Source organism: Mesorhizobium sp. P2_C7 (assembly GCF_056404515.1).
The window spans coordinates 1-13,553 of record NZ_JBFUDW010000024.1; the positions used below are offsets into that span (position 1 = coordinate 1).

Sequence of the window (13,553 nt, forward strand, 5' to 3'; positions counted from 1 at the left end):
CATGCCCGATCAGACAGGGCGACAGCTTCGCGAAGAAGGGCAGTACCTGCCGGCGGCGCAGCGGCTTGCGGACGACAACATCGCCCACCGCATCAATACAGTGAACCTGAAAAACGCTTTTGGCCAAATCCAGGCCGATCGTGATAATATCCATGACGGGTGGCTCCCTTGGCTCGTGGTCGCTTTGACAGCATCCACACTTTGGCACTCAGATGCCGGGAGCGGGAGCCATCCACATCATCTGCTTTGGAGACACCGAAATGCGGTGGGAATGACCAGATCGGGTCAGCTCACGACATCGGACCTTGGAGGTGCAACGTCCGCCATCGCTCTTCCCCACACAACAAATGGACGGCGCACTGCGGTCATCTGACAACTAGAGGCGGATGGCCGCTTCTGTTTGCCCGTTCTGGCAGATGAGCCGAATGGCAGCTTTCCACCTATTTCGCGCACGTCCTTTCAGTGCCGCCTTCTGTCGAGGGTAAGCTTACCAAGCTGAATATCTGCAGCGGGCTTTTTAGGAATAACAGCGCAGTACTGACAGGCGCAGTGACACGGCACTATCGATCTCAGGAAAAATTTCATATAAATATCAAATAGTTAATGGAGCGGGTAGCGGGAATCGAACCCGCATATTCAGCTTGGAAGGCTGCTGCTCTACCACTGAGCTATACCCGCGCCTTGCACTGAAGTACCGGATTCCCCCGAAAAGCGCCATGCACTTTTCGGTCCGATGCTTTCGCGTTTCAGGGCTTCCGGGCCGGCAGTGGTGGAGAGGGTTGGATTCGAACCAACGTAGGCTAAGCCAACGGATTTACAGTCCGTCCCCTTTAACCACTCGGGCACCTCTCCAGTTCTGCCGCCGGAGCCATGCAACGAGGCATTCACGCCAATCCGGACCCGAGTTAGTCTTCTCCGAAACCAGCGCAGCGCCTTATGGCGGCAAGGCCATTGGGTGTCAACCGCGCAACCGGCGTTTTTCGATGTTGTTCGCCGGCTGCGGCGACGAGCCATATCCTTGGCCTGAGGAGACGGCTATAGAAGCCGGCCATGAGCGACAAAACCAACACCCCGAAAGACACCCACTACGCCAAGTTGCGGCGGGCCTATCGCGACGAGAAAAGCGGCGGCGCGCCGGCGTTCAGGCCCCGGCAGCCGGTTCCGCCAGGCGAACATGCCGCGGACGGACTGGTGCGGCTCTATGGCCTGCACACGGTGCGAGCGGCGCTCGACAATCCGCGCCGCAGGATCAGAAGGATGCTGGTCACGCGCAATGCGGCCGAACGCCTGGAAATCGCCGATATCGCCGCCCTGCCCTTCAAGGCGGAACTGGTCGAACCCAGGGACATCGACAAGATCACCGGCTCGGACGCCGTGCATCAGGGCGTGCTGATCGAGGCCGAACCGCTGAAGCCGAAGCGGCTTGATGCACTTGGCGATGCCAGGCTGGTGCTGGTGCTCGACCAGGTCACAGATCCGCACAATGTCGGTGCCATCCTGCGCTCGGCGGTCGCCTTCGGCGCCGGCGCGCTCATCACCACTGCGCGCCACAGCCCCCAGGAATCGGGCGTACTGGCGAAATCGGCCTCCGGCGCGCTGGAGCACATCGACCAGATCGAGGTGAAGAACCTGGCCGACGCGCTCGGCCAGTTGCACGAGGCCGGGTTCCAGACGATCGGTCTCGATTCGGACGGGCCGGCGGAACTCGAAACGAGTTTTGCCGGTGTCAGAATAGCGCTGGTGCTCGGCGCCGAGGGCAAGGGCCTGCGCCAGAAGACGCGCGAGACCGTGACGACGCTGGCGCGGCTCGACATGCCCGGCGCCATTCGTTCGCTCAATGTGTCGAACGCCGCGGCGATCAGCCTCTACGCGGCGCGGGCATTCTTGAAGCGCGGCTGAGCCTCACGCCAAACATCTCGAAATGCGAAACGGGCTCCGGCGACAGACGCAGGAGCCCGCTCTTCGACAGGCACGAGTTGGCGGCTTGGGAACGTTGCGCCGCCCTCTCCTGACCTATGCTGCTTTGCCTTGGACGTCGGCTGCGTTGCCGCCAACCTCGAAATTGGCCATCCGCTCCAGCGCCCTGACCAGCGCCGAGTGATCCTCCTTGGCGCCGCCATTGGCGGCGCAGGAATTGAACAGCTGCTGCGTGGTCGAGGTGTTGGGCAGCGAAACGCCGAGTGCTTTTGCCCCTTCCAGCGCCAGGTTGAGGTCCTTCTGGTGCAGCTCGATGCGAAAGCCCGGCGCGAAGGTGCGCTTGACCATGCGCTCGCCATGCACTTCGAGAATGCGCGAGGCCGCCAGCCCGCCCATCAGCGCTTGCCTGACCTTGGCTGGGTCGGCACCGGCTTTCGATGCAAAAACAAGGGCTTCGGCGACCGCTTCAATGGTCAGCGCGACAACGATCTGGTTGGCCACCTTGGTGGTCTGGCCGACGCCGTTCGGCCCGACCAGGGTGATGTTCTTGCCCATCTTCTCGAACACCGGCCTGGCGCGCTCGAACGCCTTGTCCTCGCCGCCGACCATGATGGTCAGCGATGCCGCCTTGGCGCCGACTTCGCCGCCCGAAACCGGCGCGTCGAGATAGTCGCAGCCCAGTTCATTGATCTTTTTCGCAAACACCTTGGTCTCGATCGGCGAGATCGAGCTCATGTCAATCACCAGCTTGCCCTTGGTCAGGCCGGATGCGACGCCGTTGAAGCCGAACAGCACATCGGCAACCTGTGGTGTATCGGGCACCATCAGGATGATGATATCGACCGCCTTGGCCACCGCGGCATGGCCGGAGACTGACTTCAGTCCCTTGGCGACGAGGTCAGCCGGCGGCTTCGAGCGATGATCGCTGGCGATGACCGTATAGCCAGCATCCAGCAGATGCCCTGCCATCGGCGCGCCCATGATGCCGAGGCCGATGAAACCGATGGTTTCCATTGTTTTTCTCCGTAGTATATCTTTGTCGAGGCTGCGTTCCCTCGCGCCCCCCTTTGGCCTGCCGGCCATCTCCCCCACGGGTGGGGAGATTGGCAGCTTCAGCGTCGGCAGCTAAGCCGCCGCGCTTCCCTGCCCGGCCAGTTCCCTGAACCAATCCAGCCCGGCCTCTGTGCCGGCCTTCGGCTTGTATTCCGCGCCGACCCAGCCGGAATAGCCGATGCGGTCGATATGCTCGTAGAGGAAGGGATAGTTGATCTCGCCCGTCCCCGGCTCGTGACGGCCGGGATTGTCCGCAAGCTGGATATGCGCGATGCGGCCGAGGTTTGCCTCGATGGCACGGGCGAGATCCCCCTCCATGATCTGCATGTGATAGATGTCATATTGCAGGAACAGGTTCTTCGAACCGATACGGTCGATCAGCGCCAGCGCCTGGTCGGAGTAGTTGAGGAAGAAGCCGGGAATATCGCGGGTGTTGATCGGCTCGATCAGCAGCCGGATGCCGGCCTGCTCCAGCTTTTCCGCCGCAAAGGCGAGGTTTTCGGCAAAGACGTCCTCCAGCACCTTGCGGTCGGCGCCCGCGGGCGCGATGCCGGCAAGGCAATTGACCTGCTGGCAGCCGAGCGCCTGCGCGTAGGTGATCGCCTTGGCGATGCCCTGGCGGAATTCAGGCACGCGATCCGGCAGCACGGCGATGCCACGCTCGCCTTTGCCCCAGTCGCCCAGCGGCAGATTGAACAGCACCTGCGTCAGGCCGTTCTTCTTCAGCCGGGCGGCGACCACCTCGGGCGCGTGATCGTAGGGGCCGATATATTCAACGCCCTTGAAGCCCGCGCGGGCAGCCGCGTCAAAACGGTCGAGGAACTCATGCTCGCCAAAGAGCATCGAAAGATTGGCTGAGAAACGCGGCATTTCTTTTTCTCCTTTTCCGCTGATCTAATCCAGCATCACGATCGCTGTCGGGGCGTCCTCCTGATGTTCGGCAAGGTCCTCGAATTCGGTGATCTTGTCGATCTCGGTGCCCATGGAGATGTTGGTGACACGCTCGAGGATGAATTCGAGCACGACCGGAACCTGGTGTTCCTTCATCAGCCGCTGCGCTTCCTTGAAAGCGGCGGCGAATTCCTCGGGCTTGCGCACCCTGACCGCCTTGCAGCCCATCGCCTCGGCAACGGCAACATGGTCGACGCCATAGCCGGCCTCGGGATCGCCTGAGCGGTTGATGTTCTCGAACGCGAGATTGACCTCGAAATCCATCGAAAAGCCGCGCTGCGCTTGGCGGATCAGCCCGAGATAGGCGTTGTTCACCACGACATGGAGATAGGGCAGCTTGTGCTGCGCACCGACCGCCAGTTCCTCGATCATGAACTGGAAATCATAGTCGCCCGACAGCGCCACGATGGTGCGGTCGGGATCGGCGGCGCGGACGCCAAGGGCTGCCGGCAAGGTCCAGCCGAGCGGGCCGGCCTGGCCGCAATTGATCCAGTTGCGCGGCTTGTAGACATGCAGGAACTGCGCGCCGGCGATCTGCGACAGGCCGATCGTGGTGACATAGGTGACATCGCGGCCGAACGCCTTGTTCATCTCCTCGTAGACACGCTGCGGCTTGAGCGGCACCTGGTCGAAATGCGTCTTGCGCTTCATCGTCTTCTTGCGGCCCTGGCACTCCTTCGCCCAGCCCGACCAATCGCGCAGCTTGCCCGCCGTCTTCCACTCCGTGGCGACGTCGAGCAGCACCTTCAGCGCGGCGCCCGCATCCGAGACGACGCCGAGATCCGGCGCGAAAACACGGCCGATCTGAGTGGGTTCGATGTCGACATGGATGAATTTCTTGCCCTTGGTGTAGACGTCGACCGAGCCGGTGTGGCGATTGGCCCAGCGGTTGCCGATGCCGAAGACGAAGTCTGCCTCCAGCATCGTCGCATTGCCGTAGCGGTGCGAGGTCTGCAGTCCGCACATGCCGGCCATCAGCCGGTGGTCGTCGGGGATGGCGCCCCAACCCATCAGGGTCGGGATGACCGGCACGCCCGAAATCTCGGCGAATTCGATGAGCAGATCCGATGCATCGGCGTTGATGATGCCGCCGCCGGCGACGATCAGCGGCTTTTCGGCCGCGTTGAGCATCGCCAGCGCCTTTTCAGCCTGCGCGCGCGTCATCGCCGGCTTGAACGGCGTCAACGGCTCATAGGCATCGATGTCGAACTCGATCTCGGCCAACTGCACGTCGACCGGCAGGTCGATCAGCACCGGCCCCGGCCGCGAGGAGCGCATCAGGTGGAACGCCTTCTGCAGCGTCATCGGCACCAGATAGGGCTCCATGACGGTGACCGCCCACTTGGCGACCGGTGCGGCGATGGCAGCGATATCGACCGCCTGGAAATCCTCCTTGTTCAGCCGCGCACGCGGCGCCTGGCCGGTGATGCACAGGATCGGGATGGAATCCGCCGCGGCCGAATAGAGCCCGGTGATCATATCGGTGCCGGCCGGACCCGATGTGCCGATACACAGCCCAATATTGCCAGCCTTGGCGCGGGTAAAACCTTCCGCCATATGCGAGGCGCCCTCGACGTGGCGGGCAAGGACATGGCGGATCGTTCCCCGCGCCTTCATGGCCGAGTAGAATGGGTTGATCGCCGCGCCCGGCACGCCGAAAGCGCAGGAAATACCTTCCTTCTCAAGAACGAGAACCGCAGCATCGACAGCGCGCATCCTGGCCATTTTCCAGCCCTCCACAGGGTTTGTCATTGTTGGATGGCTTAGAATGTCACCAAGCCGGCTATTTTTCAATTTTTTCAGAATATTTTTTCATTTCTAACAGACGGCGATTAGATGATGAATTTGAACGGTTTTTCGTTTTCCATCGATTTCACAACCTCGCACAATGAAAAACTTTTTCATTGCCTCTTGCGCCAAATTGCAGACAATGCGGCCATGGAAACCACCGAGAAACGCCAGCGCGGTCGGCCGCGCGCCTTCAACGGGCCATCCGAGCCGACTTCGGTGCAGTCGCTCGACCGCGCACTGCGCATCCTGGCCATTGTCGCCGAAGGCAGCGGCCTGTCCCTAAGCGAGATATCAGCGCAAAGCGGCCTTGCCGCCTCTACCGCCTACCGCATGCTGACGACGCTCGAAAACCACGGCATGGTCGAATTCGACACCAGCGATCAGCTCTGGTCGATCGGCGTCGAGACCTACCGCATGGGCGCGGCGTTCCTGCGCCGCCGCAAGCTGGTCGACCGCGCCCGTATCGTCATGCAGGAACTGATGGAAAGGACCGGCGAGACCGCCAATCTCGGCGTAGCCGAGGATGATTGCGTGGTCTTCGTCAGTCAGGTCGAGACGCACCAGGCGATCCGCGCCTTCTTCCGGCCGGGGACGCGCAGCCCGTTCCATGCGTCCGGCATCGGCAAGGCAGTGCTGGCGCATCTCGAGCCGGAGCGTGTCGGCACCATCCTGCGCAAGGCTGGACTGCAGCGCTTCACCGACAGGACGCTTTCCGACATTTCCGCCCTTGCCCATGACCTGGCAACGATCAAACGGCGTGGCTGGTCGGTGGACGACGAGGAGCGGCACCCCGGCATGCGTTGCGTGGCAGCCGCCATCTTCAATGAATTCGGCGAGCCGATCGGTGGTGTCTCGGTCTCGGGGCCGACAGTGCGGGTGACGCCGGAGCGGCTGGCCGAGATCGGCCCTTTGGTGCGCGATGCCGCGGCCGAGGTGACCAGGATGATCGGCGGCGCTCTCTCAGCCTGATGCGGCGCGGGAAGACTCAACTCCGCGAGTAGGCCAATCGGGCAAAGAACAGGCAAGCAAGCAGACAGCCGATGGCGAACATGCCCCACACCAGCCCGGCCTGTTCAAGAAAAACCTCGCCGCTTTCGGAATTGTAGCAGCGGCCAAGTTCGTTGAAGCAATCCCGCCACAACCAGTAGCGGTCATGCCACGCGAGCGCGAACAGCAACGCGCCGGCTCCCGTGGCGATCGCGAGAACGGCATAGATTGCTGTCTTCATCGGATCGTTGTCTCGCCGCAATGTCTCGAAATCAAGGCCTCGGTACCCGGCCGGGACCCGATCCCATCCCCCTCCCCCCGAACATCTTGCGAACAGCAAAGAGGGGCGGCGGGGGCGCCCCTCCTGCAGTTGATTGAGACGCCACCTCCTCTCAGAGCCGGCAGTAGTGACGGTAGCCGTCGTAGCCGACATAGGTGTCTGAGTCCGGATCGTAGCTTGCGTAGCGGTCGAAGCAGCGGCGGACGTGCCATGAGCCGCCGTCTTCGTCGACATAGACGGTGCGGGGCTGCTGGGCGAGCAGGGTGCCCAGGACAAAGCCGCCAACGCCGGCGGCGATGCCGATGCCGAGGTCGTGGTGATGATGCGAATGCGCGGCCGAGGGCTGGACGGTGCCGACCAGCATGGTGGCGGCGACGGTGGTGGCGATGAGGCCGGAAACGAGTGTGCGCGTGAACATGATGATCTCCTTGCTTCGTTGAACGAGGCGATCCATCCGCCTCTTGATCATCTGTCGTGACGGCGAGGAGAAAGGTTCGAAACTTTTTTCGATTCTCCTGGAACCGCAGAAATCAAACTGTGTGGAGGCCTGCCGGCGCGACGCCTGCGCGTATCGCGGAAGTCTGGACCTTGGTGTCGAGGCCGGGGCTCAGCGACCTGGCGCATAACGCAAAAAGGGCGGCCGAAGCCGCCCTTTGGGGAATTGGGTCCCTCCATCAAAGGAAAATGATCACCCGGCCATGGTGGTGATGGTGATGATGGTTGTGGTGCCACCACCAATGCTCGAAATGCCTGTAATAATGGTGATGACGATGATGATGATGCATGCCGTGGGCTGACGACGTGCCGACGGTGCCGGCGAGCGCGCCGGTGGCGACGAAAATGGCAACGAGGCCTGACGTAAGAGTGCGCTTGAACATGATGATCTCCTGGATCCTTGATCGAGGCGACCCATTCGCCTCTGACCATCAGTCGGCGCGGTGCGGCAAATGGTTCGAAAGGTTTCGGAGATTTTTCGGCGGCGCCGGAAGACGAGTGAATAGGGAATAGGGAATAGGGAATAGGGAATAGGGAATAGCGAGTAGCGAGTAGCGAAAGAGCCGCACTCGCCACCTGGACTATTCGCTATTCGCTATTCCCTACTCCCTACCGCTCACCCCATGCCGGTGACATGGCGAAGCCAGAAGGCGAGTGCGATGAAGCCGATGATGGTCGTGACGCCGGTCCAGTCGACATTGGCCTTCTTCACATCGCTGATGATTTTCACCAGCAGCATCCAGACTACCAAGATGATGGGGAGAATGATGACAAACCTGATCATGCGACACCCCTGCTCGAAGCGATTGCACCTGCCAGATATGTAGGAAGCGATTTGGCGGTTTTCAGGATGCCCCTCCCCGGCGGTCCACTCCATGCCGGGTAACCGAAAATGGAGTTTTGTCTTTACTGGCGCAACAAATATGCTAACCGGAGCGCCGTGCCCTTGTAGCTCAGCTGGTAGAGCAGCGGTTTTGTAAACCGAAGGTCGGCGGTTCGATTCCGTCCGGGGGCACCAGCAAAATCAAACACTTAGCGCCACTTTCCCCAGTATTTTGGTCAATACGGTTTTTGCAGCACGTTACAACGAAAACCGCGCATTTCCGGGCTTTGTCAGATATTCCCACGGAGTCCATGCAACATATCTGCAACACGGGGCAGCACAACAAAAACCCCGCCGAAGCGGGGTTCTGTCGTTGCTTTGCGGAACGGTCAGGCGACAATGAGCGACTCCGAATCTCTCCTCTTAGGAGCGTTGCCCAGCTGGATCCACGTCATCTCGCGAGAGAACGAACCGTCGGTCGTCTTAGTGCCCGCCGCGCGGACTACGACCGTTGCCGGCAGCTTGCCGTTGACCGCCCCAGCCAATGCTGCGCGAGCAATCAATCACGGCCGCCTTCAACGCTTCTATAGTGGCTTGCTTTGCATCGGCGCCGTTCTCAATGCGCGTTACCGTGTTTGCCGTGACGCCCGCGGCTGCAGCAAGATCTCGCACCGCTCGAAGCTGCAGGAGTGATTTTCCTCGCCGATAGTGAAACGGTCGACGGCGGCGCTGGGGTGAGGTTGCGCATTTTAGATATCCCTAATAGATAGGTATTTGTCAGCTAAGGGGGACCGACAAATGACCAACGAAACCGACAACCACGCCGCCGCACTGGCCGAGCTGACTGCGGAGGTTGTCTCTGCATACGTAAGCAATAACCCATTGCCGGCCGCTTCGCTGCCGGACCTTATCGCGTCGGTGCATACGTCTCTAACAGGCCTTATCAAGCCGGCGGCCCTGCCAGCCGAGCCTCTAGTGCCGGCGGTCAATCCTAAGAGGTCGGTATTTCCCGACTACATAGTCTGCCTGGATGACGGAAAGAAATTTAAGTCGCTGAAGCGTCACCTCAATACGGACTTCGGCCTCACTCCTGATCAATACCGTGCGAAATGGGGCTTGCCCCATGACTATCCAATGGTCGCACCGGAGTACTCCGACCGGAGGTCCGCGATGGCAAAGGCTACCGGTCTAGGCCGCAAGGCCGAGCCTGTTAAGAAGGCGCCAGCTAAGCGGAACGCGAAGGCTTAGTTCTCTCTTCGTACCCAGACATTGCCTGAAGGGCGCCGGCCAGGCGGAAAAACCTCCAGACGGGGCGGCTTGCGCGCAGCCCCTCAGACACAATCCAGAAACATACCAGAAAAACTCCAGAAAACGTTCAAGCGCATAATTGACCGGAGAGGGTCAGTTCATCGGCTGCAGTGGTGGCTGCAGCGCTTGCTCGGGTTTGCGACAAGAAGCGATGCGAAGGTTCTCGATCAGCTTGATGGGTGCGTTGCTCGGCATTTTGTCGCTCGTCACGGCCGCCGTTGGAGAAACTGACGCAAAGGTGGCGCTCACCCGGGCCGAGCGTTGCAGCAACCTTAGCCGCCAAGTTGACGAAGCCCTCGAAACTCATGCCGCGGCAACGCAGGTCACCACGGCGAAGGCACTTCAGAGAAAGGGAAACCGGCTCTGCGCCATCAAGAAACAGGCACAGGGAATCCGGATGCTGGCAAACGCTCTGAAGCTGCTTGGCGTGACACCGATCGACCCCGATGCAGTGACACCCAAAACCGGCCTGTATGACAAGGAAACCAAGCCATGAAGAAGTCCCTCCTCTCCGCTCTCGGCCTCTCCGTTGCTCTCGCCTTCTCGGTGCCGGTTATCGGCTACGCGGCTGCGACAACGACTGCTCCGACTGCTGCCACGACCGCTGTGCCGATGAAGGCCGCGCCGAAGAAGGCCGCTCCCAAGAAGCACGTCAAGACCTGCAAGCCGACCAAGACGCACAAGTGCCCGGTGAAGCACAAGAAGCACACCGCGAAGAAGGCCGCCCCAAAGAAGGCCTACTAAGCTCCGCTGTGTTATTAGAAGGCCGTCCCATCTGCATTCACCTGGGACGGCTTTTTTCTAATTGACCGCGAGTTCCACCTGCGAGCCTAGCACCTCACCCTCGGAGTGATCTCCTCGACACGAACCTTGTCGCCGATCTCCCTTGCCCAGGCCAGCGCCTTGCCCTTGTCCTTGGTGGTCAGCACGGTGCGCCAGAGCGGTTTCTCGAACACGCTCACAACGTAGGTTGTCACGGGCTTGTCGGCCATCTCTCCTCCCCTGAAGCCCGCGCCGCTTGCGGGCTAGCGCGGGCCGATCAGGTGTGGTGCATATCCCGATCTTCGACAGGGGATGGGGTGGCCATCGCCTGCCACAGGCGAGAATATTTAGAAGTAGCTAATGTTCCGTCAAGCCGGTTTAGGGATCTGACATCACTAAACCGCTACCGCACCATAATGACTCGCTAACCGACTGTCGGAAGCGTACAGTTCTTTTGTCGCTCGATCTAGCAAGGCAACGAGCGCTTGAAAGAGTCGATCACGCTTTCGCCCTGTAAGGGAGTTACGCGCGATGACCAATCGTGGCATGGCCGACGACGTACAGTTGGCGACACTTACCAGAATTCTAGATGAGTATTGCGAGCAAGCCGGAATTGAGGGCTCGCACCCGGCGCGGGAGCATTTGGCGCGTCGCCTTATCGCCCTTTTCAGCGGCGGCACCGACAGTCAAGACGAGATATGGATGGCTCTAGACGGCATCGCAAAGGATTATAAACCAGGCGCTACCCAGCCGTAGAGTAATGGCCGGTGCGGTTGGGCTCTTTGGGTGGCGGACCGCACCGGCCACTGCGGGTTTGGTTTGGACGTCCCCCGCGCTGCCAAAACTATGGGCATATTAGCAACTTCGCAATTAAGCCTATTGGCGGGACTAAGACTGAGTCCCCAAACACCTCGGCCCCGTGGCAAACTACCCTCCAGACATCGGCGCCGCGTGCGGTCGTTCGTAGTCCGCCGGCCGACCGTTCAGCAGGTTGAGCGCCCTACGCATATCGCGATGCAACTGGTCGATCGCATCCCAGTGCGGCTTGAATGGCTTCAGCGAAAGTTGGGCCGCCCGCAGCTCGATCTCAAGTCGGGAAGCTTGCCGCTCAATGAGATCGAGGTGATAGCCTGATACAGTTTCGAAGCGCGGCGGACCATTCCGATCTCCCTTGAGGGAGAGCATGATAGGAATTTATTCCTTACGCCGTCAAGGGCATTGACTCTGTTGTTCTCATTTTGTTCACTAACGGCAGAATGAGCGACGAACCCACCAGACTTGCCGAAGGCATGACAGCCGTGCCGCGCGATCGAGCGCGGATCGAAAACCACGTTTGCGAGTTTGCGGGATGCGGCATGCGGGCGCCGTTCGGCTTTGCCAAGCCACGGGGACCGTCCCATTGGTTTTGTTTCGGGCACCGAGAGCACGGCGACCAATATCTTTCAGGAGGAAGGCACCAATGACTCGCTCGACCTTCGCAGAAGAACTTCAGAACGCATCCGACCACATTGCGGACATTCCCCGCGCTGATCTTCAAATCATGCTGCGGCGGGCCGCGCTAATGATCAGAAACACCGACGGCATCGACCTTGGTCCCAAGGTGGAGGATTCGCTATTAGGCATTGCAGCCGAGATGAAAATTCCGAAGTCGGAACTTATTAAGACGATCATTGGCGATTGGTTGGTGGCCAACGCCTATTTGCCGGTGCCTTATGCGCTGGATGAGGATACCGGCGTGGATGGAACCGCATGATCAACGCACCAAAGCACGCACTGGACTACTCCGACCGCGAGATTGATTGCCAAGAGGCGATGGAGCCGGGCTTTCAGGCCATTGTCGATTGCATGCTAGAAGTCGGCTGGAACCGCGGCGAGACTTTGCGGGCGCTGAAGCGGCTTATTGCGGCCGACAACATGACCCAGAGAGAGAGAACGCCAGGACGGAAACGCAGCTTGTAATTGCGCGCGGTAAGCCGCTCTAGCGCTCGCTCACGCCGGCTTCGTCAATCTCCGCTTCCATCTGGTCGCCGACGCGCTTGGACTTATCCGCACCAGTGATGGGCTCCCCATCAAAGCCCTTCAGCCATGCGTCGGCATATTCGTCCCAGAACTGCGGCACGGTACGCTCCTTGCCGTCCTTGCTAGCTTGTGCGCCGTACATCCACGGTAGGTGATGCGCTCCTGGTCCTTCTTAGCCACGGCCATCGTCGTCGAACTCCCGGAAATCTTGTAGCGAAGCGTGCCGCAAATCCTCTTCGCCGCGCAAGTGTTTTACGCGGCCGATCAGCCCCGGTTTGACCCACTGTGTCGCCGGCCGCTTCATTCCCTTCGGAGCCGTGCCTGCGTGCTGCTGAACGCGCTCCCAAAGTCGCTCGCGCATCTCGCGGTTGAGCGTGATGAAAGCCGAGCCGACATACTTCCCAGTCGCCCGATCCGCCATCAGTGCGAACGCAGGCTTACCTGCCTCGCGCGCGACGCCAAGCAGTTCATATTCGTCGATCGTGTAGCATTTCGCCTTTAGCCAGTTGGTCGACGGACCGCTTCGATATTTGCTGTCCTTGCGCTTCGAAACCATGCCTTCAAGGCCGGCGTGATCGACCAACCGGAAAATGCTTGCGGCATCGCCCGGCAACGCCTGGCTGAATTGAATGCGACCGCCGGCAGGGATCATTGCTTGCAGGATCTCGCGTCGGTCCTCCAACGGCATGTCGCGAAGATCATGACCGTTGAGATGCAGCAGATCGAAGGCGACAAAATAGAGGGCCGACTGGTGATGGCCTTGCGCAAGGCCCTGAAGTCGGACAATCCGGCCTCATTGGTGACGATCACCTCGCCGTCGATGACGGCATCCCCGACATCGAGCTCGCCCGCGGCTTTGGCAAGGTCGCGATATTCGGATGTCCAGTCCAAGCCTCGGCGCGTGAAGATGCGCACGCCATCGCCATCCTTGATGATCTGCGACCGGTAGCCGTCGAACTTAACCTCATGAATCCATCCGTCGCCCTCCGGTGGCTTCTCGACCAAGGTGGTGCAACCGGTCTCCGCCGGCACGCTTACGCATCGAAAGCCCCACACAAAGTCGAATTTGATTCAATATCGTATGGTCGTTTCGGTTCCGTTAGCTGTTGCTAAAAGACCATCCCCCTAATGCATGTGTGGACTCAAAGCTTGAACGGCCGCATTCTT

General features: G+C 60.4%; 17 protein-coding genes, 3 tRNA genes and 3 pseudogenes. 9 read left to right on the forward strand and 14 right to left on the reverse strand.

Going from position 1 to position 13,553, the window contains the following annotated elements:
* From AC1D2G_RS32660 to AC1D2G_RS32670, 3 genes and pseudogenes are all read right to left on the reverse strand, one after another.
* Window positions 1-154, reverse strand: a pseudogene (locus AC1D2G_RS32660) (IS110 family transposase); the annotation flags it as partial.
* Between the two features lie 450 nt (window positions 155-604).
* Window positions 605-678, reverse strand: a tRNA-Gly gene (locus AC1D2G_RS32665).
* An 89-nt stretch (window positions 679-767) separates the two neighbouring features.
* Window positions 768-852, reverse strand: a tRNA-Tyr gene (locus AC1D2G_RS32670).
* Window positions 853-1,050: 198 nt separating this feature from the next.
* On the opposite strand from AC1D2G_RS32670, the gene AC1D2G_RS32675 reads away from it, so the two are divergent.
* A complete protein-coding gene (locus AC1D2G_RS32675; RefSeq protein ID WP_477419168.1) occupies window positions 1,051-1,899 on the forward strand; it encodes a TrmH family RNA methyltransferase in 849 nt (282 codons plus the stop codon).
* Between the two features lie 114 nt (window positions 1,900-2,013).
* Here the strand turns inward: AC1D2G_RS32675 and AC1D2G_RS32680 are convergent, their stop codons facing one another.
* The 3 genes from AC1D2G_RS32680 to gcl form a co-directional block, all read right to left on the reverse strand.
* Window positions 2,014-2,931, reverse strand: coding sequence for a 2-hydroxy-3-oxopropionate reductase (locus tag AC1D2G_RS32680; RefSeq protein ID WP_477419170.1), 918 nt, complete (start codon window positions 2,929-2,931; stop codon window positions 2,014-2,016).
* Between the two features lie 111 nt (window positions 2,932-3,042).
* Window positions 3,043-3,840 carry a 2-oxo-tetronate isomerase gene (gene otnI / locus AC1D2G_RS32685; protein ID WP_477419172.1) on the reverse strand — a complete coding sequence of 266 codons (798 nt, stop codon included), beginning with the start codon at window positions 3,838-3,840 and terminating at the stop codon, window positions 3,043-3,045.
* A 24-nt stretch (window positions 3,841-3,864) separates the two neighbouring features.
* Window positions 3,865-5,646, reverse strand: coding sequence for a glyoxylate carboligase (gcl, locus tag AC1D2G_RS32690; RefSeq protein WP_095091669.1), 1,782 nt, complete (start codon window positions 5,644-5,646; stop codon window positions 3,865-3,867).
* A gap of 213 nt (window positions 5,647-5,859) precedes the next feature.
* Between gcl and bhcR the strand changes: the two genes are divergently transcribed.
* Window positions 5,860-6,681, forward strand: a complete 822-nt coding sequence (bhcR, locus tag AC1D2G_RS32695; protein WP_095091670.1) for an HTH-type transcriptional regulator BhcR — start codon at window positions 5,860-5,862, stop codon at window positions 6,679-6,681.
* 16 nt (window positions 6,682-6,697) lie between these two features.
* On the opposite strand, the gene AC1D2G_RS32700 is transcribed toward bhcR, so the two are convergent.
* The 4 genes from AC1D2G_RS32700 to AC1D2G_RS32715 all read right to left on the reverse strand — a co-directional run bounded on the left by AC1D2G_RS32700 (window position 6,698) and on the right by AC1D2G_RS32715 (window position 8,258).
* Entirely contained in the window at window positions 6,698-6,940 is a 243-nt protein-coding gene (locus tag AC1D2G_RS32700; RefSeq protein ID WP_457152127.1) for a hypothetical protein, read from the reverse strand.
* A 151-nt stretch (window positions 6,941-7,091) separates the two neighbouring features.
* Window positions 7,092-7,397, reverse strand: coding sequence for a BA14K family protein (locus AC1D2G_RS32705; protein ID WP_477228473.1), 306 nt, complete (start codon window positions 7,395-7,397; stop codon window positions 7,092-7,094).
* Window positions 7,398-7,653: 256 nt separating this feature from the next.
* Entirely contained in the window at window positions 7,654-7,857 is a 204-nt protein-coding gene (locus tag AC1D2G_RS32710; protein WP_477228474.1) for a hypothetical protein, read from the reverse strand.
* A 233-nt stretch (window positions 7,858-8,090) separates the two neighbouring features.
* Complete coding sequence (locus AC1D2G_RS32715; RefSeq protein ID WP_095090676.1) at window positions 8,091-8,258, reverse strand: hypothetical protein; 168 nt, start codon at window positions 8,256-8,258, stop codon at window positions 8,091-8,093.
* A 158-nt stretch (window positions 8,259-8,416) separates the two neighbouring features.
* On the opposite strand from AC1D2G_RS32715, the gene AC1D2G_RS32720 reads away from it, so the two are divergent.
* The 4 genes from AC1D2G_RS32720 (at window position 8,417) to AC1D2G_RS32735 (ending at window position 10,349) form a co-directional block, all read left to right on the forward strand.
* Window positions 8,417-8,492: transfer RNA gene (locus AC1D2G_RS32720), tRNA-Thr, on the forward strand.
* A 603-nt stretch (window positions 8,493-9,095) separates the two neighbouring features.
* Window positions 9,096-9,545 carry a Ros/MucR family transcriptional regulator gene (locus AC1D2G_RS32725; protein ID WP_477419174.1) on the forward strand — a complete coding sequence of 150 codons (450 nt, stop codon included), beginning with the start codon at window positions 9,096-9,098 and terminating at the stop codon, window positions 9,543-9,545.
* 211 nt (window positions 9,546-9,756) lie between these two features.
* Window positions 9,757-10,101, forward strand: coding sequence for a hypothetical protein (locus tag AC1D2G_RS32730; protein ID WP_477419176.1), 345 nt, complete (start codon window positions 9,757-9,759; stop codon window positions 10,099-10,101).
* Complete coding sequence (locus AC1D2G_RS32735; protein ID WP_477419178.1) at window positions 10,098-10,349, forward strand: hypothetical protein; 252 nt, start codon at window positions 10,098-10,100, stop codon at window positions 10,347-10,349. The genes AC1D2G_RS32730 and AC1D2G_RS32735 overlap by 4 nt, the downstream gene beginning before the upstream one ends.
* A gap of 86 nt (window positions 10,350-10,435) precedes the next feature.
* On the opposite strand, the gene AC1D2G_RS32740 is transcribed toward AC1D2G_RS32735, so the two are convergent.
* Window positions 10,436-10,597, reverse strand: coding sequence for a hypothetical protein (locus AC1D2G_RS32740; protein ID WP_477419180.1), 162 nt, complete (start codon window positions 10,595-10,597; stop codon window positions 10,436-10,438).
* A gap of 301 nt (window positions 10,598-10,898) precedes the next feature.
* On the opposite strand from AC1D2G_RS32740, the gene AC1D2G_RS32745 reads away from it, so the two are divergent.
* A complete protein-coding gene (locus AC1D2G_RS32745; RefSeq protein WP_477419182.1) occupies window positions 10,899-11,123 on the forward strand; it encodes a hypothetical protein in 225 nt (74 codons plus the stop codon).
* Window positions 11,124-11,294: 171 nt separating this feature from the next.
* On the opposite strand, the gene AC1D2G_RS32750 is transcribed toward AC1D2G_RS32745, so the two are convergent.
* Window positions 11,295-11,552: a hypothetical protein gene (locus AC1D2G_RS32750; protein WP_477419184.1), complete on the reverse strand. Its 258-nt coding sequence runs from the start codon at window positions 11,550-11,552 to the stop codon at window positions 11,295-11,297.
* Window positions 11,553-11,826: 274 nt separating this feature from the next.
* Between AC1D2G_RS32750 and AC1D2G_RS32755 the strand changes: the two genes are divergently transcribed.
* Both AC1D2G_RS32755 and AC1D2G_RS32760 read left to right on the forward strand, forming a co-directional pair.
* On the forward strand, window positions 11,827-12,120 hold the full coding sequence (locus tag AC1D2G_RS32755) for a hypothetical protein (protein ID WP_477419185.1): 294 nt from the start codon (window positions 11,827-11,829) through the stop codon (window positions 12,118-12,120).
* Window positions 12,117-12,349 (forward strand): annotated as a pseudogene (locus AC1D2G_RS32760) (hypothetical protein). The gene AC1D2G_RS32755 and the pseudogene AC1D2G_RS32760 overlap by 4 nt, the downstream one beginning before the upstream one ends.
* Here AC1D2G_RS32760 and AC1D2G_RS32765 read toward each other — a convergent pair.
* Together AC1D2G_RS32765 and AC1D2G_RS32770 are read right to left on the reverse strand one after the other, a co-directional pair.
* Entirely contained in the window at window positions 12,346-12,486 is a 141-nt protein-coding gene (locus AC1D2G_RS32765) for a hypothetical protein (RefSeq protein ID WP_477419187.1), read from the reverse strand. The pseudogene AC1D2G_RS32760 and the gene AC1D2G_RS32765 overlap by 4 nt on opposite strands.
* 72 nt (window positions 12,487-12,558) lie before the next feature.
* Window positions 12,559-13,418, reverse strand: a pseudogene (locus AC1D2G_RS32770) (ATP-dependent DNA ligase).
* Window positions 13,419-13,553 lie beyond the last annotated feature (135 nt).